The organism is Micromonospora sp. C41 (assembly GCF_018070485.1).
In the GTDB taxonomy this organism is placed as follows: domain Bacteria; phylum Actinomycetota; class Actinomycetes; order Mycobacteriales; family Micromonosporaceae; genus Micromonospora; species Micromonospora chalcea.
The window spans coordinates 85,502-106,631 of sequence record NZ_JAGPXP010000004.1; the positions used below are offsets into that span (position 1 = coordinate 85,502).

Sequence of the window (21,130 nt, forward strand, 5' to 3'; positions counted from 1 at the left end):
GCCCCCTATTAACGCCGCGCGTTAACAAGGGGCCCTTCCTTGCAGAGCTACTGCTTGACGTACGCGTTGACGAAGCTGGGCCAGCCGAAGATGCTGCCGATGAAGATGCCACCGGCCTTCTCGCCGTGCGCCACGGAGACCACCTCGTTGTAGAGCGGCACCGCCGGCGCGGACTCCTTCATCAGCTTCTCGTCCAGCTTGCTCCACTCCTCGGCCTGCTTGGCCGGGTCGAGGGCCAGCACCCGGTCGAACTCGGCGTTGATCGCCTCGTTGTTGAGCTGGGACGTGTTGCTGTTGCCCTCGGCCTTGAGGCTGCGGCCGTCGAAGAGCACCGGCAGGATCGAGGCGCCGCTGGGCCAGTCGGCCGCCCACGAGTCGACCCACAGGTCCCAGGGGTTGCTCTTCTTCTTCACGAAGTCGAGGTAGCCGTCCTCGGGGATCGGCTTGACGGTGACCGTGAAGCCGGCCTTCTCCAGCGCGTTCTTGACCTGGGTGGCGGTCTCCTGCGAGGCGGTGTCGTCGGAGGTGCCGAGCACCAGGTTCACCGACTTGCCGCCCAGCGTCTCCTTCGCCTTCGCCGGGTCGCCGCTCTCACCGGCCGGGTACGCGTCGAACTTCTTGTACCCGAGCGTGGTCGGGGGCAGCAGCGTGGTCAGCGGCACCGCGCCGTACGGGCCGCCGAGGTTCTTGGTGATGCTGCTGCGGTCGATCGCGTAGTTGATCGCCTGCCGCACGGACAGGTCGGTGACCCGGGTGGTGTTGATGCTCAGCCGATAGGCGTTGGGCGTCGCCGCGACGATCATCCGCGCCTTGAGCGCCGGGTCGCCGGTCACCTTCGCGATCAGCTCGGGCGGCACGCCACCGGTGGCGACCGCCGCCGCGTCGTTGCCGGTGCCGGCGAGGACGCGGTTGGTCTGGGTGGTGTTGTCCGAGCCGAGCGACCAGACGAACTTGTCCGGGTACGCGTGCCGCACCGGGTCGGTGGCCGGGTCCCAGTTCGTGTTGCGCTCCAGCACCATCTCCACGCCGGGCTGGATCTTGGTGAACCGGTACGGCCCGGACGAGAACGGCATGTTGTCCAGGTTGACGCCGGTGTCCTTGTCCGGCGGCAGCGGCGCGGTGGCCGGCAGCGACACCGCGAACGGCAGGTCGCAGCGGGGCTTGTTGAACTCGAAGCGCAGCGTGCGCGGGTCCGGCGTGGTCAGGCCGGGCGGCAGCGAGGTCTTGTTCTTCTTGAAGTCCCACTTGGTGTCGTACTGCGGGCTGTCGGCCAGCCACTCCTGCAGGTAGGTGGGGCCGCCGGTCAGGTCCGGGTCGAACGAGCGGGCGATGCCGTACGCGATCTCCTTGGAGGTGATCGGGCGGCCGTCCTCGAACTTGACGCCCTCCTTGATCGTGAACTCCCAGACCTTGCAGTCGTTGTTCACGTTCTTGCCGGGCGTCTCGGCGAGGTCGCCGACCAGCGTGACGTTGCCCTTGCCGTCGTCCTTGAAGGTGGTGAGGAACCGGGCGTAGAGCTGGCTGCCCATCAGGCCGGCGAACGAGTAGACCCGCTGCGGGTCCAGGTGGGAGATCTTGCTCTCGCGCAGGATGTAGAAGGTTCCGCCCTTGGCCGCGCCGGGCACCTCGGCCGCCGGGCCGAGCGAGTCCTTCGGGTCGGTCGCGATGGCGCCGCTGCGGGGCTTGTTCGTGTCCGCGGTGTCGCCGTTGTCGCCGGTGTTCTTGCTGCACGCACTGAGGGCGACCACCAGTGCCATCGCACCGCCCACGGCGGTGGCGAGTCTTGCTCGCATACTCAACTCCTCGGGTCCGATGAAGGAAAGCTTCGCCTAGCTTTCACTCGCGGTAAATTTCGAGCAGATAACGGGGGCACAACGATCGACCACCGGCGACGCCCGGATCAGCCCAGACGCACCCGTGGATCGATGAACGCGTACAGCAGGTCGACCACGATGTTCGCCACCACCACGAACAGCGCCGACACCAGGACGGTGGCCATGATGGTCGGCAGGTCGCCCTGGCGTACCGCCTCCACCGCCGTACGCCCCAGCCCCTGGATGCCGAACGTCGTCTCGGTGATGACGGTGCCGCCCAGTGCCGCGCCCACGTCGAGCCCGGCGATCGTCACGATCGGCGTGATCGCGGCGCGCAGCACGTGCCGTCCGTACACATTGCGTTTCGCCACGCCCTTGGCCCGCGCGGTCCGCACGAAGTCCTCGGAGAGCGTCTCCAGCATCTGCGCCCGGGACAGCCGCGCGTAGATCGCGGAGAAGAGCAGCGCGAGCGTCACCCACGCCAGCACCAGGCCACGCGCCCATTCGATCGGGTTCTCCAGGAACGGCACGTAGCGGGGTGTCGGCAGGATCTTCAGCGAGTACACGAAGACCAGCAGCAGCACGGCGCCGACGAAGTAGAGCTGCAGCGAGGCGAACGTCAGCGTCAACCCGATCGAGATGCGGTCGAGCAGCGACCCCCGCCGCAGCGCGGAGATCATCCCGAGCCCCACGCCGAGCGCCAGCCAGAGCACCGCCGCCGGGAGCACGATGTTCAGCGTCACCGGCAGCACCCGGGCGAACGTGTCGGTCACCGCCTCGCTGTTGACGTACGAGTAGCCGAGGCACGGCGCCTCGCACTTGCCGCCCTGCGCGCTGCCCAGGTCACGGCCGACGAAGATGCCCTTCATGTAGTTGACGTACTGCGTCGGCTTCGGGTCGTTGAGCCCCAGCTCCGTGCGTACCCGCTCCAGCCGCTCGGCGTTGCAGTTCTTCGGGCACATGCCGGTCACCGGGTCGCGGGGCAGCGCGAAGAACATGAGGAAACTGACGATGCTCACCGCGAGCAGCACCGAGACCGCGAGCAGCAGCCGCTTCAGCAGAAACCGCACCATGTCGTCGAACCCCCTACCGTGACGACTTCGGGTCGAGCGCGTCGCGCAGCGCGTCGCCGAAGAGGTTGAACGCCAGCACGAGCGCGAAGATGGTGATGCCGGGGAAGAAGACGTACGCCGGGTCGGTCTGCAGGTAGTCGATGCTGCGGTAGATCATCCGGCCGAAGCTCGGCACCGACTCGGGCAGCCCGACGCCGAGGAAGGACAGCGCCGCCTCGCCCGTGACGTACGACGGCACGGCGAGCGAGAACGCCACCAGGATCGGGGCCCAGATGTTCGGCAGCAACTGCCGGAACAGCATGTGCCCGAGCCCGGCGCCGCTGGCCCGCGCCGCCTCCACGAACTCCCGTTCGCGCAGCGACACCACCTGGCCCCGGACGAGCCGGGCCGTGCCGGTCCAGCCGAACGCGGCGAAGACCACGATCAGCGTGGTCACCGCGAACCACGTCGGCACCGCGTCCCGGGGGCCGTAGAAGCGCAGCGAGAACGTCGGCACCACGGCCAGCGCGAAGATGAGGAACGGCAACGCCAGCGCGACGTCGGTGATCCAGCTGATCACCGAGTCGACCACGCCGCCCAGGAAGCCGGCGACGATCCCGAGCACCACGCCGATGGTCGTGGTGACCAGCGCGGCGCCGAGCGCGATCAGCAGCGACGTCCGGATGCCGTAGATCATCCGGATGAAGATGTCCCGGCCCAGGCCCGGTTCCAGCCCGAACCAGTGGTCACCGCTGACGCCGCCCACGTAGCCCAGCGGCATGCCGGTGGCGTCCAACAGGTCACCGAACTGCTGGTTCGGCGACACGCCGTACAGCCGCTGGATCAGCGGCGCGGCCACCGCCGCCAGGATGAACAGGGCCAGCACGACACCGCTGACCATTGCGGTACGGTCGCGCCGCAGCCGGGCCCAGACGAGCTGGCCCGGTGAGCGGCCGACCAGCCGCTTCTTCTCGTCCGGCTCCTGATCGGAGGACTCGATCTCGGCGAGCGCCGCGCCCTCGACCGGCGACAGGCTCATTTCGACACCTCCACGGGTTCGCCGGTCGGCATGCCGACCGGTCCGCTCTCCGGGTAGTGGCAGGCGGTGAGCTGCCCGCCGTCCCGGGTGGTCAGCGCCGGTTCTTCGGTGGCGCAGTGGTCGGTGGCTTTCCAGCAGCGGGTGCGGAAGCGGCAGCCCGATGGCGGGTTGAGTGGGGTGGGGACGTCGCCGGTGAGGCGGATCCGGCCGGCGGGCCCGAGCGTGGAGACGTCGGGGATCGCGGAGAGCAGGGCGCGGGTGTAGGGGTGCTGCGGCCGGGTGTAGATGTCGTCGCGATCGCCGATCTCGACGATCTTGCCGAGATACATGACAGCGACGCGGTGGCAGAAGTGGCGGATGACGGCGAGGTCGTGGGCGATGAACACGAACGCCAGGTCCAGGTCGCGTTGCAGGTCGCGGAGCAGGTTGATGACCTGCGCCTGGATCGACACGTCCAGCGCCGAGACGGGTTCGTCGGCGACGATGAGCTTGGGTTTCAGCGCGAGGGCGCGGGCGATGCCGATGCGCTGGCGCTGCCCGCCGGAGAACTCGTGCGGGTACCTGTTGTAGTGCTCCGGATTCAGCCCGACGAGTTCGAGGAGTTCCTGGACGCGTTTCTTCACGCCGCCCGGTGGGGTGATCCGGTTGACCTGCAACGGCATGGCCACGATCCGCCCGACCGTGTGACGGGGGTTCAGCGAGGCGTACGGGTCCTGAAAGATGATCTGCAGGTCCTGCCGCAACGCGCGCAGCTCACGCCGCCCGCCGTGGGTGATGTCCCGTCCCGCGAACTCGATCGTCCCGGCCGTGGGTTCCAGCAGACGCACCAGCATCCGCCCGGTCGTGGTCTTCCCACACCCGGACTCCCCCACCAGGCCGAGCGTCTCGCCCGGCCGCACATCGAAGTCCAACCCGTCGACAGCACGCACCGCACCCCGCGCGCGCAGCCCCTGCCGCACCGGGAAGTGCTTGGTCAGTCCTCGCACCGACAGCAGCGGTTCGGTCTCGGCGCTCATCGGGCCACCCCCACCTGCGCGACCTCGTTGCGGTAGATCCGCTCCCGGTCACCCGCCGGCAGGTGACAGGCGACCAGGTGACCCGGCACGCCGGCCTCCCGCAGCTCGGGCACCTCGGTGCGGGACCGGTCACCGTTCACGCCGGCCCACCGGCAGCGCGGATGGAACGCGCACCCCGACGGCAGATTGATCAGAGACGGCGGGTTACCCGGGATCGGCACCAGGTCCGCATCCGCGTCACCGTGCAACGACGGCACACTCGACAACAACCCCCACGTGTACGGATGCTGCGGCGCCCGCAACACCCGCTCCACACTCCCGTGCTCCACCGCCCGACCCGCGTACATCACCAACACGTCATCAGCCACCTGAGACACCACACCCAGGTCATGCGTGATCAGAATGATCGCCGACCGGAACTCCGCCTGCAGATCCGCCAGCAGGTCCAGGATCTGCGCCTGCACCGTCACATCAAGCGCCGTCGTCGGCTCATCCGCGATCAACAGCTCCGGATCGTTCACCAGCGCCATCGCGATCATCGCCCGCTGCCGCATCCCACCCGAGAACTCGTGCGGAAACTGATCGAACCGCTTCGCCGGCTGCGGAATCCCCACCCGGCCCAGCATGTCCACCGCCCGCGTCCGGGCCTCCCGCCGCCCGGCCCTCGGATGATGCACCCGGTACGCCTCCGCGATCTGCCGCCCCACCGAGTAGTACGGATGCAACGCCGACAACGGATCCTGAAAGATCATCGCCATGTCCCGGCCCCGCAACCGACGAATCTCCTCCTCACGCAGCCCGACCAACTGACGCCCACCGACGGAGATCTCCCCGGAAATGGTCGTCCGCTTCGCGTTGTGCAGACCCAGGATCGCCAGCGACGTCACGCTCTTACCGGAACCGGACTCCCCCACGATCCCCAGCGTGCGGCCCCGCTCGACGGCGAACGACACCCCGTCCACGGCCTTGACGACACCGTCCTCGGTGTCGAACCGCACCCGCAGATCCCGGACCTGGAGATAGGGCCCGTCGCCGGAGCGCTGCTCCGGCACCTCCGGGCGGTCCGGCTCCCCGGACGGCACCGCCTCCGACCTGCCCATTGACCGCCTCCCCTTCGGTGATGAAGAGAACCTACAGGAAAACCCAGGAGGCGAAAATAAGCTACATCGAGCGGTCTGTCAGCGGCCGTAGCGTAACGACATGGTTTCTGGTCCGCCGATCCTGCCGCAGAGCCAGACCCACCACCCGCGCTCCCGGTGGGCGGGGCTCGGCCCGCCCACCGGGAGATATCAGCCTGCGGCGGTGAGGGTGAGGACCACCGGGCCGCCGGGAAGCGTGCGGCTGTCCGAGCGATCCGGCATGTTCCACGCGGTGCTGTTCCGGGCGGCGTCGCTCAGCTCGAAGCCCACCGTGTACGCCCCGGCGGGCAGATCCTGCCACCACGGAAGGTAGAGCCACGCGGTAAGCGTCCCGTCGGGGGCCTGGCTGCTACCCCCACCCGACTGCGACACCACCTCGCCGTTGACGTCGTACACGTAGACGCTCACGCCGGTGATCGGTGCGACCTTCACATCGGCGTCGATGGTGAGCTTGATCGAGGTCTGCCCCACCTCGCTCACCGGCAGTGAGGACGGGTCGAGGCTGGCGCTGCGGGCCGTCGGCGGCTCGGTGCTCGGCACCCGCGTGATCGTCAGATCCGGATCCGGCGCGCCGTACATGCTTCCGTAGAGCGCGACGTTGCCGGCACCGTCGATCACCGCCAAGCCCTCGACCTCACACTGCGCGGTCTGCTGATACACCATGACCTTGACGGCGACACGACCGTCCGCCCTGGTGGTCGGGAGACCCCACTGCTGGCAGCCGCCGACGAGATCGAGCTGCACTGTCGACAGACCCTTGCGGGTGTCGGTCACGACCATGGTGATGTCGGTCATCACCGAGTCACGCCAGTTGTCCACCGGGTTCGGCTCGATCGCGAAGTCGCTGGCCCGTACCGTCGAGTTGGTCGTCGTGGTGACGGACGGCGCGGTCGGGTTCTTGTAGGTGGTCGTCCCGCCGGCGTTGTTGCGCAGCACCAACGCGGCAACCCGCCAGTTGCCGGTGGCGGCATCCGCGGGCACGGTCACGTCGAGCACACACGGCATGTAGATGCCGTCCTGCTGGCCGCCGGTGACCCGGCCGCATCGCAGCCCGGTGCTGTACTCGTCCCGCTCCCAGGTGAAGGCGGTGGTGACGCTCGCGCCGCCCGGACCGGCCAGCCGGATGGTGCCCTTCCAGAAGCCGGACTGCCCGTCCTGCACCGTGAAGTCGTAGGTCACAGTAGCCGCGCCGTTCCCCACGTAGAAGTAGGGACGGCGCACCGGGGAGCTCAGCGAGATGGAGTCGGCGCTCGGCCCCGACGAGTCGATCAGCGTCCGGGCCGTGAACCGGTAACCGAACGCCTGGAGGCGGGTGCCCGAGACCGTGGCGGTGGTGCCCTGGGAACCGATGGTGACCTTCGTGACCTCCCAGATCGCGGTGTCCGCGTCGGAGTAGGCCCGCACCGGAAGGTCGAAGGAGTAGGTGGACTCCTGCGGCGTGCCCGACTCGTACACACCGTCACCGCAGCAGGTCTCCTGGTACGCGTAGCGCGCGACCAGGTCGTGACCGACCAGTTCACCGGTGACGGTGCTGCGCATGCGCATGGTGACGGTGCCGAAGATGGAGCCGGCCTCCGGGTCGGTGTTGGTGACCGTCCAGGTGAGCTTGTTGCTGGCGTAGTCGCCGGTGGCGTCGACCGTGTCGTTGGCGAAGGCGAGGGCGGTGAGCTTGAGTCGCGGGGCCGCGGCGTGGGCGGCAGTGGCACCGAACATGGTTGCGGCGACCATGACGACGAGCGTCAACGCACCGCGGAGTAGTCGGTGCGCGGAAGTGGCAGACATGGACCATTTCTTATCAGCGTCCGGCGACTCGGGTTGTCCCGTTCACGCGCAGGTCGGCATCGATTTCGCCACAGCCCGCCTCGGAGCCGGTCGGATGACGTCGTCCCCTGACGGATGTCGGTGCGCTGGCCTAGGGTCGGGCGCATGAGCGAGTTCGACGCGGCGACCGCTGCCGTCCAAGCCGCCCTGGACGCGGGCGCCCGCTACGCCGACGCCCGGGTCATGCACCGCCGCTACGAGTCGATGTCTGCGCGCAACGGCGACATCGAGGAGCTGAGCCAGGACGAGAGCATCGGGCTGGGCGTACGCGCGCTCGTCGGTTCGGGGTGGGGCTTCCACGCCGTACCCGATCTGTCCGACGCGGCGGCCCGCGACGCCGGCCGGCGCGCCGCGGCGATCGCCACCGCGAGCGCGCGGGTTCCCGGCCCGCCGATCGACCTGGTGCCTTCCGAGGCGGCGGTGGCGAGCTGGGCCTCGGAGTGCGCCGTCGACCCGCTCGGGGTGCCGCTGTCGGACAAGGGCGACCTGCTGGTCCGCGCCACCGCGACGATGCGCGAGCACGGCGCCGACCTGGCCGAAGGGCTCTACCAGATCTGGGACACCACGAAATGGTTCGTCTCCAGCGAGGGCCACCGGATCGACCAGCACATCCGGGAGTGCGGCGGCGGCATCTCGGCCACGTCGATCGGCGACGGCGAGACGCAGCGCCGGTCCTACCCGAGCTACCGCGGGCAGTACGGCACGACCGGCTGGGAGCTGGTCACCTCGCTGGACCTGGCCGCGCACGCCGCCCGGATCGCCGAGGAGTCCCGCGAGCTGCTCACCGCGCCGCTCTGCCCGGCCGGCGAGACCGACCTGATCCTCGGCGGCGAGCAGCTCGCGCTGCAGATCCACGAGTCGGTCGGGCACGCCATCGAGCTGGACCGCATCCTCGGCTGGGAGGCGGCGTTCGCCGGCACGTCCTGGCTCGACCTGGCCCGCCTCGGCTCGCTGCGGTACGGCTCCGAGCTGATGAACGTGACCATCGACCCGACCATCCCCGGGGCGCTGGGCAGCTTCGGCTACGACGACGAGGGCTCCCCCGCCGTGGCCCGGGACGCGGTCCGCGAGGGGCGGTGGGTCGGGGTGCTCGCCGGCCGGGACTCGGCCGCCGTCGCCGGCCTGGACTACGGCGGCAGCGTACGGGCCGACGGCTGGGCCCGGCTGCCGATGGTGCGGATGACGAACGTGGGCCTGGAGCCCGGCCCGCACACGCTGGACGAGATCATCGCGGCCACCGACGACGGGGTGCTGATGGACATCAACAGGTCCTGGTCGATCGACGACAAGCGGCTCAACTTCCAGTTCGGCTGCGAGGTCGGCTGGGAGGTCAAGAACGGCCGCCGGGGGCGGATGCTGCGCAACCCGACGTACACCGGCATCGGGCCGGTCTTCTGGCGCTCGATGGACATGCTCTCCTCGGAGACGGTCGCCTGGGGCACGCCCAACTGCGGGAAGGGGCAGCCCGGCCAGGTCGGGCACACCGGCCATCCGGCCGCGCCGGCCCGGTTCCGCGGCGTCCGGGTGGGGGTGCGGGCATGAGCGAGCGCAGCGAGCGAATCAGCAGGCTCAGGGCGACAGTGCCTCATGACGGCACGGAGCGAAGCGGAGTGCCGGCATGAGCGCCGAACTGGGGATCGCCGCCGGGGTGGTGGACCTGGTCCGGCGTACGGCCGGTCCGGGTGCCGAGGCCGAGGTGCTGGTGACCCGCACCGACCTGGCCCTGACCCGGTTCGCCAACTCCTTCATCCATCAGAACGTGTCCGAGACCGGTGTCTCCGTACACCTGCGGTTGCACGTGGACGGGCGGACCGCGACCGGCAGCGGCAGCCGGGTCGACGCCGACGGGCTGGCCGCCCTGGTCGAGCGGACCCGGGCCGCGGCCCGGCTCGCGCCGCCCGACCCGGCCTGGCCGGGACTGACCGCGCCGACGCCCGTGCCGTCCGGCCCGGCCACCGACGAGGCCACCGCGTTCGCCTCGCCCGGCGAGCGGGCCGAGCGGGTACGCGCGTTCGTGGACGCGGTCGACGGGCTGGAGGCGGCCGGCTACTGCCGCACCGCGTACCGGTCGGGGGCGTTCGCCAACTCGGCCGGGCACACGGCGGCCGGAAGCGCGGCCGAGGCGGCCATGGACGGCATCGCCCGCGCCGGCGCCGCGGACGGGGTGGCGCGGCTCTGCGCCGACCGGCTCGCCGACCTCGACGGCGCGGCGCTCGGCGCGCACGCGGCGGCGAAGGCACGGGCCGCGGCCGACCCGGTCGAGCTGCCGCCCGGGCACTACGAGGTGGTGCTCGAACCGGCTGCCGTCGCCGACCTGCTGCAGAACCTCGCCTGGTTCGGCTTCAACGGCAAGCGGTACGCCGAACGGCAGTCGTTCGCCGAGCCGGGCACCGCCCAGTTCGACCCGCTGGTGACGCTGGTGGACGACCCGCTGCACGCCGGTACTGTGCCGTTCGACCTGGAGGGCACGCCGCGGCGGGCGTTGCCGCTGGTCGAGGGCGGCATCACCGGGGCGGTGGCGTACGACAGGCGCGGCGGCGCGGAGGCGGGCAGCGGGTCGACCGGCCACGGCATGCCGGGTAGCGCGACGTTCGGGCCGATCCCGCACAACATCCGCCTGCTGGCGGATCCGGGTGTCGCCGACGCGGACGCGACAGTCGCGGCCGGGCCGGTGAGCGCGGGCGTCACCGGGGCGGTGGGCGACCCGGACACCGCCGCGCTGGTGGCCGGGATGCGGCGCGGGCTGCTGGTGAGCGACTTCTGGTACACGCGGGTGCTGGACCCGAAGCAGCTGGTGGTCACCGGGCTGACGCGCAACGGGGTGTGGCTGGTCGAGGACGGCGTCCCGACCCGGGCGGTGCGCGACTTCCGGTTCACCGAGTCGTACCCGCGGGCGCTGGGGCCGGGGCGGGTGCTGGGCCTGGGCCGGGCGCCGGTCCGGCAGCCGGGCCGGGTCGACGGGTCCTGGTACGAGGCGCCGACGCTGCGGCTGTCCTCCTGGCACTTCACCGGCGGCGCGTCCGGGTGATCCGGCGCGTCGCCGGGCGCATCCGCGGCGCCGGTCGGCGCACCGTTCGACCGACCCGCCACATTGATCATGAACTGACTCTTTCCAAGCTGCGGGACACACGGGACACTGCGTTGCGCGGCCGGGCCGTGAAGATCGGCGTAACGTGTGTCACTTAGCCGCACCGGTTCGCCGGTGTGGCCTCGTGCGTGCGCAAGACGTGACAGTGACGTCAGGGAGATGACTCGAATGACAACTACGTCGGCCAAGACGCCGAGATCGCAGCCGCGGGGAGGGCGGGCGCGCGCCGCCATCGCGGCGAAGACGTTGCGGACCGACCGGTGGTGGTTCGCTCCGCTGATCACCGTGGTCGGGCTCAGCGCGTGGGTCATCTACGCGACGGTCCGGGTCTTCATGCACAAGTGGTACTGGGTGGAGCAGTACCACTACCTGACACCGTTCTACTCCCCCTGCGTCACCGACCGCTGTGTCGAGGGCTCCTCGCACTTCGGCCAGTTCCTGCCCGGCTGGTGGATCATCCCGGACGCGGCGCTCACCCTGCCGTTCCTGCTGCTGTTCCGGCTGACCTGCTACTACTACCGCAAGGCGTACTACCGGTCGTTCTGGCTGTCGCCGCCGGCCTGCGCGGTGCCGGACGGTCACCAGTCGTACAGCGGTGAGACGCGGTTCCCGCTGCTCGGGCAGAACCTGCACCGCTACTTCTTCTACGCCGCCGCGATCATCTCGCTGATCAACACCTGGGACGCGATCCTGGCCTTCCACTCCCCCGACGGCTTCGGCTTCGGCCTGGGCAACATCATCCTGGTCGGCAACGTGGTGATGCTGTGGGCGTACACGATCTCCTGCCACTCCTGCCGCCACATCATCGGCGGGCGGCTCAAGCACTTCTCCAAGCACCCGATGCGCTACAAGGCGTGGACCGGGGTGTCCTGGTTGAACGTCCGGCACATGCAGCTCGCCTGGATCACCCTGGGCACCCTGGCGCTCACCGACTTCTACGTGATGGCGGTCGCCGCCGGCTGGATCAACGACCTGCGGTTCATCAACTGAGAGCCTGGACATGACTGAGACGCGAATCGAACGACACCACTACGACGTCGTCGTGATCGGGGCCGGCGGCGCCGGCCTGCGCGCGGCGATCGAGGCCCGGCTGGCCGGCAAGAAGACCGCGATCATCTCGAAGTCGCTGTTCGGCAAGGCGCACACGGTGATGGCCGAGGGCGGCGCCGCCGCCGCGATGGGCAACGTGAACTCGCGGGACAACTGGCAGGTGCACTTCCGGGACACCATGCGCGGCGGCAAGTTCCTGAACAACTTCCGGATGGCCGAGCTGCACGCCAAGGAGGCTCCGCAGCGGATCTGGGAGCTGGAGACGTACGGCGCGCTGTTCGACCGCACCAAGGACGGGAAGATCTCGCAGCGCAACTTCGGCGGCCACGAGTACCCGCGCCTGGCGCACGTCGGCGACCGGACCGGCCTGGAGCTGATCCGTACGCTCCAGCAGAAGATCGTCTCGCTCCAGCAGGAGGACAAGCAGGAGTTCGGCAGCTACGACGCGCGGATCCGGGTCTTCTCCGAGACCACGATCACCGAGTTGCTGCTCGACGGCGACCGCGTCGCCGGCGCGTTCGGCTACTACCGCGAGTCCGGCGAGTTCATCCTCTTCGAGGCGCCCGCCGTGGTGCTCGCCACCGGCGGCGTCGGACGGTCCTACAAGGTCACCTCGAACTCCTGGGAGTACACCGGGGACGGCCACGCGCTGGCGCTGCGCGCCGGGGCGACGCTGATCAACATGGAGTTCCTCCAGTTCCACCCGACCGGCATGGTCTGGCCGCCCTCGGTGAAGGGCATCCTGGTCACCGAGTCGGTGCGCGGCGACGGCGGGGTGCTGAAGAACTCCGAGGGCAAGCGGTTCATGTTCGACTACGTCCCGGACGTGTTCCGCAAGCAGTACGCGGAGACCGAGGAGGAGGCGGACCGCTGGTACACCGACCCGGACAACAACCGGCGTCCGCCGGAGCTGCTGCCCCGTGACGAGGTCGCCCGCGCGATCAACAGCGAGGTCAAGGAGGGCCGGGGTACGCCGGCCGGCGGCGTCTACCTGGACATCGCCTCCCGCAAGTCGGCCGAGGAGATCCGCCGCCGCCTCCCGTCGATGTACCACCAGTTCAAGGAGCTGGCCGACGTCGACATCACCAAGGAGCCGATGGAGGTCGGCCCGACCTGTCACTACGTGATGGGCGGCGTCGAGGTCGACCCGGACTCCGGCGCGGCGTACGGCACGGTGCGCGGGCTCTACGCCGCCGGTGAGGTGTCCGGCGGCATGCACGGCTCCAACCGGCTCGGCGGCAACTCCCTGTCCGACCTGCTGGTCTTCGGCAAGCGCGCGGGCGGGCACGCCGCCACGTACACCGATCAGCTCACCAGCCGCCCGGCGGTGTCGGTGGCGGCGGTGGAGGCCGCCGTGGAGACGGCGCTGGCGCCGTTGCAGCGCGACACCGGCGAGAGCCCGTACCAGCTCCAGCAGGACCTCCAGGCGGTGATGGGCGACCTGGTCGGCATCATCCGGCGCGAGGGCGAGCTCGCGGACGCCATGCGCCGGCTGGCCGAGCTGCGGGAGCGGGTGGCGAAGGTGAGCGCGGTCGGCGGCCGGCGCTACAACCCGGGCTGGCACCTGGCGCTGGACCTGCGCAACATGCTCGTGGTCTCGGAGTGCACCGCGATGGCGGCGCTGGAGCGGCAGGAGTCGCGCGGCGGGCACACCCGGGAGGACTACCCGGCGATGGACCCGAAGTGGCGGCGGGTCAACCTGGTCTGCTCGCTGGACGGGGACGCGGTCCGGCTGACCCACAAGCCGCTGCCGAAGATGCGGCCGGAGCTGATCGGGCTGTTCGACCGGGCCGAGCTGGCCAAGTACCTGACCGACGAGGAACTCGCCGAGTTCGACGCCCTCACCGAGGAGGCGAACACTGATGGGAAGTAAGCGCCAGTTCCGCATCTGGCGGGGCGACGAGACCGGCGGCGACCTGAAGGACTACACGGTCGAGGTGAACGAGGGCGAGGTGGTCCTCGACGTGATCCACCGGCTGCAGGCCACCGAGGCGCCGGACCTGGCGTGCCGGTGGAACTGCAAGGCCGGCAAGTGCGGCTCCTGCTCCATGGAGATCAACGGCAAGCCGCGGCTGGGCTGCATGACCCGGATGTCGACGTTCGAGGAGTCGGAGACCGTCACGGTCACCCCGCTGCGCACGTTCCCGGTGATCCGGGACCTGGTCACCGACGTCTCGTTCAACTACGAGAAGGCCCGGGAGACCCCGGCGTTCGCGCCGCCGGCCGACGTGGCGCCCGGCGACTACCGGATGCAGCAGGTCGACGTGGAGCGCTCGCAGGAGTTCCGCAAGTGCATCGAGTGCTTCCTGTGCCAGAACGTCTGCCACGTGATCCGGGACCACGAGGAGAACAAGCCGGCGTTCTCCGGCCCCCGGTTCTTCATCCGGGCGGCCGAGCTGGACATGCACCCGCTGGACGCGCGTACCGACCGCCGGGAGTACGCGCAGTCCGACATGGGACTCGGCTTCTGCAACATCACCAAGTGCTGCACCGAGGTCTGCCCCGAGCACATCAAGATCACCGACAACGGGATCATCCCCATGAAGGAACGGGTCGTCGACCGCAGGTACGATCCCCTTGTGTGGCTCGGTAACAAGATCTTCCGGAGGGGTCAGGTGCCTCAGACCAGCGCGACCAGCGGGCATTCCAGCGGTGCCGTCACGTCCGGAGGGGCGCACGGCGGGGCGCACGCGCACTCCGGCGGAACGCACTCGCACGGCGGGGTGCACTCGCACGCGGGCGGCTCGCACGACAGCGCCGCCGAGCGTCAGGCCCAGCAGGGCGTCAACTGGCACCGCGAGGTGCCGCACCCGACCGCCCCGGCGGTGGACGCCAACGGCAAGCTGCCGCTGACCGAACTGACGTTCAACCGGGCCGCCGCGCCGTCGCCGTTCGGCGACGACGTGACGTTCCCGCTGCCCCCGGAGCACCTCAACTTCGCCCACCCGCAGCAGGACGAGCCGAAGCACTGAACGACAGCACGACGACGGGGGCCAGCGGCACACGCCGCCGGCCCCCGTCCCGTTTCGGCCCGCCTGTCCGGTCCGGAGCCTCAGTCGGACGCGGCGAGCAGCGGACGCAACGCGGCCACGATCGGCACGTCGGCCGGAAGCCAGTCGACGCTGTCCAGCTCGGCGGCGGAGAGCCAGCGCAGCTCCGCGTGCTCCAGGGCCTTCGGCTGGTCGCCGTGCAGCAGGCGGGCGGCGTAGACGCGCAGCACGGACCGGCCGTGCGCCATCCGTACGTCACGGCCGACGCGGGCGCCGACAGCCACCCGTACGCCCAGCTCCTCGGCGCACTCGCGGGCCAGCGCGTCGGTCTCGGCCTCACCCGGCTCGACCTTCCCGCCGGGGAACTCCCACCGGCCCGCCACCTCGGGGGGCGCGGAGCGCTCGCACGCCAGCACCCGGCCGCCCTCGATGATCGCGGCCCCGACGACCACCCTCGGCTCCCGCCGGTCGGCGTGTCCGCCCCCGCTAATCCGTTCGGTCCGCACGGGCCACCAGCGTGCCAGATCAATCGGCGGTTTGGGTAGCTGCGTCGGCCGTCAGGTCAGCAGAACACGGAAGTGTGGGCGTGGACACACCATCTGAGTGGCGAGAGACTAGAGAGCGTCGACTGGGACACGGGATGGCGACGATTTGGCCACAAGCCGGCAACGACGCCTGGGAGGTGCGGTGATGCGCGTGCTGTTCAGCGGCCGTGCGAAGCACGACTACCTCAGCGACGCACTGGCCCTGCTGTCGGGATGGACGCGCGAGGGCGAACAGATCCGCCGCACGATCGTCCTCGACGACACCCAGCACGCCGCGCTCACCGAACGGGTGGCGGTGGTCGCCGACGCGCTGCGGCTGCGGCCGGAGATCAGCCGCCGGGCCGATCGTACCCAGATCCGCCTGGGCCACGGCGACGGCGAGCCACTCACCGAGGGTGAGGTGCTGCTCGCGGCGCGCATCGAGGACGCGGTCCGCGCGGTCACCGAGCCCTGAGCGCTGGCGCGCCCCGCCTACCCTCAGATGCATGTCTGGCCCCACGTACGACCGCAAGGAACAGTTCCAGCAGATCCAGAGCGGGCTGCTGCCCGGTGAGCAGATCATCGCCGTCTACGACGCGGTGGGCACCGGCACCGGCTTCATCGGCCTGACCGACCGGCGGGTGATCATCCAGGACCGCTCCTTCGTCGGCAAGCGGTACGCCATCACCAGCATCCCGTACTCGAAGATCACCAGCGTGAGCGTGGTGAGCAACAAGTCCTGGGGTGGCTCGTTCTTCTCCACCGGGTCGATCGCCGTGCACGTCGGCACGCACACCTACGAGGTCGAGTTCCGGGGCGCGGAGAAGAGCCACCACGTGCACAACGTGATCCTGCACCACATCTCCTGACCCGCACTGGCACAATCGCCGCCATGCGAGGGCTGACGGCGCGCTGGCGGGCCTGGCGGGGCGACCACGGCCGGGCCGTACGCCTGGTCCGCCGGCTCCTGGTGCTCGCCACGGCCGCCGTGGTGCTGCTGGGCGCCGCCACGATCGCCAGCGTGACCTGGGTCCGCGGCGCCGCCGAGGGTCGCCTGTTCGGCGCCGCGGACGTGCCCGAGACGCCGGTCGCGCTGGTGCTGGGCACCAAGGTGGACCCGGACGGCACCCCGGCGCCGTTCCTCGCCGGCCGGCTGGAGATCGCCCGCCAGTTGTACGCCGCCGGCAAGGTCAAGGTGCTCCTGCTCTCCGGCGACCACATGGACTGGGACTACGACGAGCCGGACGCGATGCGGCGCTGGCTCGTCGAGCGGGGCGTCCCGGCGGAGAAGACGGTGCTGGACCATGCCGGCTTCGACACGTACGACTCGTGCGTGCGCGCGCATCGCGTCTTCGGGGTCCGGCGGGCCACTGTGGTCACCCAGTCGTTCCACCTGCCGCGCGCGGTGGCGCTCTGCCGGGACGCCGGCATCGACACCGTCGGCGTCGGCGACGACACCGCCCGCCGGTACGCCGGTCAGTGGCGGATCAGCTCCACCCGGGAGCACGCCGCCTGCCTCAAGGCCGCCGTGGACGTGCTCAGCGGGCGTGACCCGGTGCACCTCGGCCGCCGGGAGACCGGTGTGGACGACGCGCTGCGGGCGTAATCCGGTTGTCGCCCCGGTCGGCTGCTGGTCTGCTGGACCCCTCGAAGCCGACCGGAGGGAGCACCGCCATGCCACACGCTGCGAAGCCCAACCGACCCGTCGTCACCCTTGCCGAAACGAGGCTTCGTGTTTCCGTACCCCATTCCGGCGGAGGTCGCTGACCTCGCGCCGCGTCCTGTCCCTTCCGCCCGGCGGGAGGGCGTGTGATGTCCGTCTTCGACGATCCCGGCTTGTTCGGCCGGCTCTGGGCCGACACCTACGACGGCCCCGGCAATCCCGACCCGGCCCCGGCCGTCGACTTCCTCGCACCGCTGGCCGAGGGCGGCCCGGTGCTCGAACTGGCGGTCGGCACCGGCCGGGTGGCCCTGCCGCTGGCCGCCCGCGGTCTGACCGTGGAGGGCGTCGAGGCGTCCCCGGAGATGGTCGCGCACCTGCGCGCCAAGCCGGGCGGCGCGGACCTGCCCGTGACCATCGGCGACATGGCGGACGTCCCGGTCGCCGGGCCGTACCGTCTGGTCTTCCTGGTGTTCAACACGCTGTTCAACCTGGTCTCCGAGGAACGCCAGGCGGCGTGCTTCCGCAACGTCGCCCGGGTGCTCGCGCCCGGCGGGGCGTTCGTCATCGAGACGTTCGTGCCCGACCCGGCGGACTTCGACCGGGACGAGCAGGTCCAGGTGCGGGAGGTGACCGAGGACTCGGCCACCATCCGCGTGCACCGGTACGACCGCGCGGCGCAGACTTTCGTGCGGCAGACCGTCACGTTCGACGCCTCCGGCGTGCACCTGAAGCCGTTCGCCATGCGCTACGCCTGGCCGGAGCAGGTCGACGAGCTGGCGGAGCGGGCCGGGCTGCGGCTCACCGAGCGGTACGCCGACTGGGACCGGTCGCCGTTCGACGCGGACAGCCGCTCGCACATCTCCGTCTACCGGCGGCGGTAGCGCTCACGTCGAGGGGCCGGGCATCGTACCGGCCCCTCGACGCGCGACTACGCTGACGACCGCCGGTCCGGACAGGGGGAACCGATGACTGTCACCGTCGTCGCGATGGACGACTCGCACGCCGACGCCGTACTGGAGATCTACCGTCTGGGCATCGCCGAGGGCAACGCCACGTTCGAGACCGAGCCGCCGGACTGGGCGCGGTTCACCGCCACCCGGCTGCCCGGCCACCGCTGGGTGGCGCTCGACGAGGCAGGCGACGTGCTCGGCTGGGTGGCCTGCTCCGCTGTCTCCGACCGCTGCGTCTACGCCGGTGTGGTCGAGCACTCCGTCTACGTGCACCCGCGGGGGCGCGGGCGCGGGGTCGGCCGGGCGCTGCTGGAGGCGCTGATCGCCTCGACCGAGGCGGCCGGGATCTGGACCATCCAGTCCGGCGTGTTCCCGGAGAACACGGCGAGTCTCGCGCTGCACGCGACGTGCGGCTTCCGCGTCGTCGGCACCCGCGAGCGGGTGGGCCGCCACTACGGCACCTGGCGCGACGTGACCCTGATCGAACGCCGCAGCCCGCACGTCACCTGACGCTCCCCGCCCCGCCCGCCCCGCCCGCCCCGGCCCGGGCCCGCCCCGGTCCGCCTGGTGATCAAGGAGTTTGTGTCCGGTCGGCGCGGTCCGGGAGACGTAAACCCCTTGATCACCGGGTGAGGTCGCGGCAGGACACGCTCCAGGATCAGGTCAACCATCTGCCGGAACTCGGGGAGCTTGCGGCCGAAGATCGGGCTGTCCCCCGCGACCTCACCGCCGTTGACGAGCGTCGCGGCCGGCCCCGGCGAGCCGGCCACCGGCCCGACCCGGCAGCCGAAGGTGACGCGTCGTCAGCATGCATGTCGGCCCAGGTCCGCTCCGCGGCGGTGTCGCAACAGCCGCAGACGGACTGCCGTACCTGGCGGGTGCTCTCGTCGATCGTCAGTGTCACGGCGCGAACTCGATCGAGCCGTAATCGGCCGCGCGTACCCGAAGAAGACTTGACGCCCCGGCCCGCGAGCGCCAAGGTTAGTTACATGAGTAATGAACCAAAGAACCAGGATGGATGACGGCCGGCCGATCTTCGTCCAGATCGCGGAGATGATCGAAAACTCGATCATCGACGGGACGTACGCGGAGGAGACCCAGGTGCCGTCGACGAACGAGCTTGCGGCGTTCCACCGGATCAACCCGGCGACCGCCGCCAAGGGGATCAACCGCCTGGTCGATGACGGGCTTCTCTACAAGCGCAGGGGGATCGGAATGTTCGTGGCAACGGGCGCCGTCGAAACACTCCGGGAACGCCGCCGGCGCGAGTTCTCCGACCAGTACGTGCGGCCCCTCATCGAGGAGGCACGCAAGTTGGGCATCGGCACCGAGGAGCTGAAGAAGCTCATCGACACAGGGGAGGAACAGCGATGAGCGTCGTGGCGGCAGCCGGACTCACGAAGCGGTTCGGCGAGGTGACCGCTCTCGATGACGTCACCTTCACGTTGACGGGCGACAAGATCTATGGGCTTCTCGGCCGCAACGGCGCCGGCAAGACGACGCTGATGCAGCTGATCACCGGCCAGAACAGCGGCACCAGCGGCGACCTCATGCTCTTCGGTGAGCGGCCGTACGAGAACGAGCGGGTGCTGTCGCGGGTGGTCTTCATCAAGGAGAGTCAGACGTACCCGACCGCGTACCAGGTCCGGCACGTGCTGAGCCTGGCCAAGCGGCTGTTCCCCAACTGGGACGAGGACTTCGCGCAGTCCCTGGTGGACGACTTCGACCTGCCGCGCAAGCGCAAGGTACGCAAACTGTCCCGCGGCATGCTGTCCGCGCTGGGCGTGACGATCGGCCTGGCCGCACGCGCGCCGCTGACCTTCTTCGACGAGCCGTACCTCGGTCTCGACGCGGTCGCCCGGCAACTCTTCTACGACCGGCTGCTCGCCGACTACGCCGAGAACCCGCGCACCGTCGTGCTCTCCACGCACCTCATCGACGAGGTGGCCGAACTGATCGAGCACGTACTGCTGCTCGACCGCGGAAAGCTGCTGCTCGACGCGCCCAGCGACGAGCTGCGCGGCGAGGTGGTGGAGGCGTCCGGCCCGGCCGCTGCGGTGGACGAGTTCGCCGCCGCGCACCGGGCGCTGCATCGTGAGCAACTCGGCGGCGCGGTCCGCGCGTCGCTGCGCGGGTCGTTCGACGACGCCGAACGGACGCGCGCCAAGAAGCTCGGCATCGACCTGGCGCCGGTGTCGCTCCAACAGGCCGTGGTGCGCCTGACGACGGAAAGGACGAACGCGCGATGACTCGTATCCTCGACGTCGCCCGGGTGCACACCATCGCCTGGGTCAGCCAGTTGGCCTGGCCATGGGGCATCATGGCCATCTCGCTCGGCGTCAACCTGCTGATCTTCGCCTCGATCGACGAGGCCGCGCCGGGCAAGAACACCACGGGCGGTCTGGCCAGTATCTACATCGTCTGCTCGATCGTCGCCGCCACCTCGATCAGCCAGGTGTTCCCGTTCGCGCTCGGCATGGGCGTCACCCGGCGCACCTTCTACCTCGCCACGGTGCTCGTCAACGTGGTGCAGGCGGTCGTCTACGGCATCCTGCTCTACCTGCTCAACCTGATCGAGGGCGCCACGGGCGGCTTCGGGATCGAGCTGCGGTTCTTCCGGATCCCGTACGTCGACGTCGACAACGGGCTGCTGCAGATCGCCGTCTACGCGGCGCCGTTCCTGTTCCTGAACTTCGTCTCCGTCTTCGTCGCCGTCTGGTACGTCCGGTTCGGCATGAACGGCCTGTTCGGGGCCGGCGCGGCCCTGATCCTGGTGACCGGCCTGCTCGTCGCGTTGATCACCTGGCAGGGATGGTTCGGTGACATCTGGCAGTGGCTGAGCAGCCAGCACCAGGTCAGCCTGCTGGTGGGGTGGCCTGCCCTGATCGCCGCGGTGGCCGCCCTCGGGGGGATGGCGGCCATCCGCCGGGCCAACGCCTGACGGCGGGCACGGATGGTCGGCCGACGATCCGCGCGATGCGGGT

20 protein-coding genes are annotated in these 21,130 nt (G+C 70.2%); 13 read left to right on the forward strand and 7 right to left on the reverse strand.

What is annotated here, in order from left to right; all coding sequences use genetic code 11:
* Positions 1 to 47: 47 nt before the first annotated feature.
* From KBX43_RS06190 to KBX43_RS06215, 6 genes are all read right to left on the reverse strand, one after another.
* On the reverse strand, positions 48 to 1,793 hold the full coding sequence (locus KBX43_RS06190) for an ABC transporter substrate-binding protein (protein WP_043328427.1): 1,746 nt from the start codon (positions 1,791 to 1,793) through the stop codon (positions 48 to 50).
* A 107-nt stretch (positions 1,794 to 1,900) separates the two neighbouring features.
* Positions 1,901 to 2,887, reverse strand: a complete 987-nt coding sequence (locus KBX43_RS06195; protein WP_210883667.1) for an ABC transporter permease — start codon at positions 2,885 to 2,887, stop codon at positions 1,901 to 1,903.
* 13 nt (positions 2,888 to 2,900) lie between these two features.
* Complete coding sequence (locus tag KBX43_RS06200; RefSeq protein ID WP_064447917.1) at positions 2,901 to 3,905, reverse strand: ABC transporter permease; 1,005 nt, start codon at positions 3,903 to 3,905, stop codon at positions 2,901 to 2,903.
* On the reverse strand, positions 3,902 to 4,921 hold the full coding sequence (locus KBX43_RS06205; protein ID WP_210883670.1) for an ABC transporter ATP-binding protein: 1,020 nt from the start codon (positions 4,919 to 4,921) through the stop codon (positions 3,902 to 3,904). The genes KBX43_RS06200 and KBX43_RS06205 overlap by 4 nt, the downstream gene beginning before the upstream one ends.
* On the reverse strand, positions 4,918 to 6,021 hold the full coding sequence (locus KBX43_RS06210) for an ABC transporter ATP-binding protein (RefSeq protein ID WP_210883672.1): 1,104 nt from the start codon (positions 6,019 to 6,021) through the stop codon (positions 4,918 to 4,920). Before KBX43_RS06210 ends, KBX43_RS06205 begins: the two co-directional genes overlap by 4 nt.
* Before the next feature lie 189 nt (positions 6,022 to 6,210).
* Positions 6,211 to 7,842: a hypothetical protein gene (locus KBX43_RS06215; protein WP_210883674.1), complete on the reverse strand. Its 1,632-nt coding sequence runs from the start codon at positions 7,840 to 7,842 to the stop codon at positions 6,211 to 6,213.
* A gap of 144 nt (positions 7,843 to 7,986) precedes the next feature.
* Here KBX43_RS06215 and KBX43_RS06220 point away from each other — a divergent pair, with 144 nt between their 5' ends.
* From KBX43_RS06220 to KBX43_RS06240, 5 genes are all read left to right on the forward strand, one after another.
* Positions 7,987 to 9,423 (forward strand): TldD/PmbA family protein, encoded by a 1,437-nt coding sequence (locus tag KBX43_RS06220; RefSeq protein WP_043328418.1) that lies wholly within the window; start codon positions 7,987 to 7,989, stop codon positions 9,421 to 9,423.
* A 76-nt stretch (positions 9,424 to 9,499) separates the two neighbouring features.
* A complete protein-coding gene (locus KBX43_RS06225; protein ID WP_210883675.1) occupies positions 9,500 to 10,909 on the forward strand; it encodes a TldD/PmbA family protein in 1,410 nt (469 codons plus the stop codon).
* A 228-nt stretch (positions 10,910 to 11,137) separates the two neighbouring features.
* Positions 11,138 to 11,959, forward strand: a complete 822-nt coding sequence (locus KBX43_RS06230) for a hypothetical protein (RefSeq protein ID WP_043328416.1) — start codon at positions 11,138 to 11,140, stop codon at positions 11,957 to 11,959.
* A gap of 10 nt (positions 11,960 to 11,969) precedes the next feature.
* Positions 11,970 to 13,892, forward strand: a complete 1,923-nt coding sequence (locus KBX43_RS06235) for a fumarate reductase/succinate dehydrogenase flavoprotein subunit (RefSeq protein ID WP_043328415.1) — start codon at positions 11,970 to 11,972, stop codon at positions 13,890 to 13,892.
* Positions 13,882 to 14,991, forward strand: coding sequence for a succinate dehydrogenase/fumarate reductase iron-sulfur subunit (locus KBX43_RS06240; protein WP_043328414.1), 1,110 nt, complete (start codon positions 13,882 to 13,884; stop codon positions 14,989 to 14,991). The genes KBX43_RS06235 and KBX43_RS06240 overlap by 11 nt, the downstream gene beginning before the upstream one ends.
* An 80-nt stretch (positions 14,992 to 15,071) precedes the next feature.
* Here the strand turns inward: KBX43_RS06240 and KBX43_RS06245 are convergent, their stop codons facing one another.
* Positions 15,072 to 15,515 carry a (deoxy)nucleoside triphosphate pyrophosphohydrolase gene (locus KBX43_RS06245; RefSeq protein ID WP_181373769.1) on the reverse strand — a complete coding sequence of 148 codons (444 nt, stop codon included), beginning with the start codon at positions 15,513 to 15,515 and terminating at the stop codon, positions 15,072 to 15,074.
* 184 nt (positions 15,516 to 15,699) lie between these two features.
* On the opposite strand from KBX43_RS06245, the gene KBX43_RS06250 reads away from it, so the two are divergent.
* From KBX43_RS06250 to KBX43_RS06285, 8 genes are all read left to right on the forward strand, one after another.
* Positions 15,700 to 16,008 (forward strand): 4a-hydroxytetrahydrobiopterin dehydratase, encoded by a 309-nt coding sequence (locus KBX43_RS06250; RefSeq protein ID WP_018784696.1) that lies wholly within the window; start codon positions 15,700 to 15,702, stop codon positions 16,006 to 16,008.
* 31 nt (positions 16,009 to 16,039) lie between these two features.
* Positions 16,040 to 16,402, forward strand: a complete 363-nt coding sequence (locus tag KBX43_RS06255) for a PH domain-containing protein (RefSeq protein ID WP_018784695.1) — start codon at positions 16,040 to 16,042, stop codon at positions 16,400 to 16,402.
* Positions 16,403 to 16,425: 23 nt separating this feature from the next.
* Positions 16,426 to 17,139: a vancomycin high temperature exclusion protein gene (locus KBX43_RS06260; RefSeq protein WP_210883677.1), complete on the forward strand. Its 714-nt coding sequence runs from the start codon at positions 16,426 to 16,428 to the stop codon at positions 17,137 to 17,139.
* Between the two features lie 206 nt (positions 17,140 to 17,345).
* Positions 17,346 to 18,077: a class I SAM-dependent methyltransferase gene (locus KBX43_RS06265; RefSeq protein WP_104115168.1), complete on the forward strand. Its 732-nt coding sequence runs from the start codon at positions 17,346 to 17,348 to the stop codon at positions 18,075 to 18,077.
* Between the two features lie 84 nt (positions 18,078 to 18,161).
* The gene (locus KBX43_RS06270) at positions 18,162 to 18,656 is read left to right on the forward strand and encodes a GNAT family N-acetyltransferase (protein ID WP_209963165.1); all 495 of its coding nucleotides are present in this window, start codon (positions 18,162 to 18,164) and stop codon (positions 18,654 to 18,656) included.
* A 504-nt stretch (positions 18,657 to 19,160) separates the two neighbouring features.
* On the forward strand, positions 19,161 to 19,520 hold the full coding sequence (locus KBX43_RS06275) for a GntR family transcriptional regulator (RefSeq protein WP_043328406.1): 360 nt from the start codon (positions 19,161 to 19,163) through the stop codon (positions 19,518 to 19,520).
* Positions 19,517 to 20,395 carry an ATP-binding cassette domain-containing protein gene (locus KBX43_RS06280; protein WP_210883680.1) on the forward strand — a complete coding sequence of 293 codons (879 nt, stop codon included), beginning with the start codon at positions 19,517 to 19,519 and terminating at the stop codon, positions 20,393 to 20,395. The genes KBX43_RS06275 and KBX43_RS06280 overlap by 4 nt, the downstream gene beginning before the upstream one ends.
* Positions 20,392 to 21,087 (forward strand): ABC transporter permease, encoded by a 696-nt coding sequence (locus KBX43_RS06285; RefSeq protein WP_210883686.1) that lies wholly within the window; start codon positions 20,392 to 20,394, stop codon positions 21,085 to 21,087. The genes KBX43_RS06280 and KBX43_RS06285 overlap by 4 nt, the downstream gene beginning before the upstream one ends.
* Positions 21,088 to 21,130: the final 43 nt, after the last annotated feature.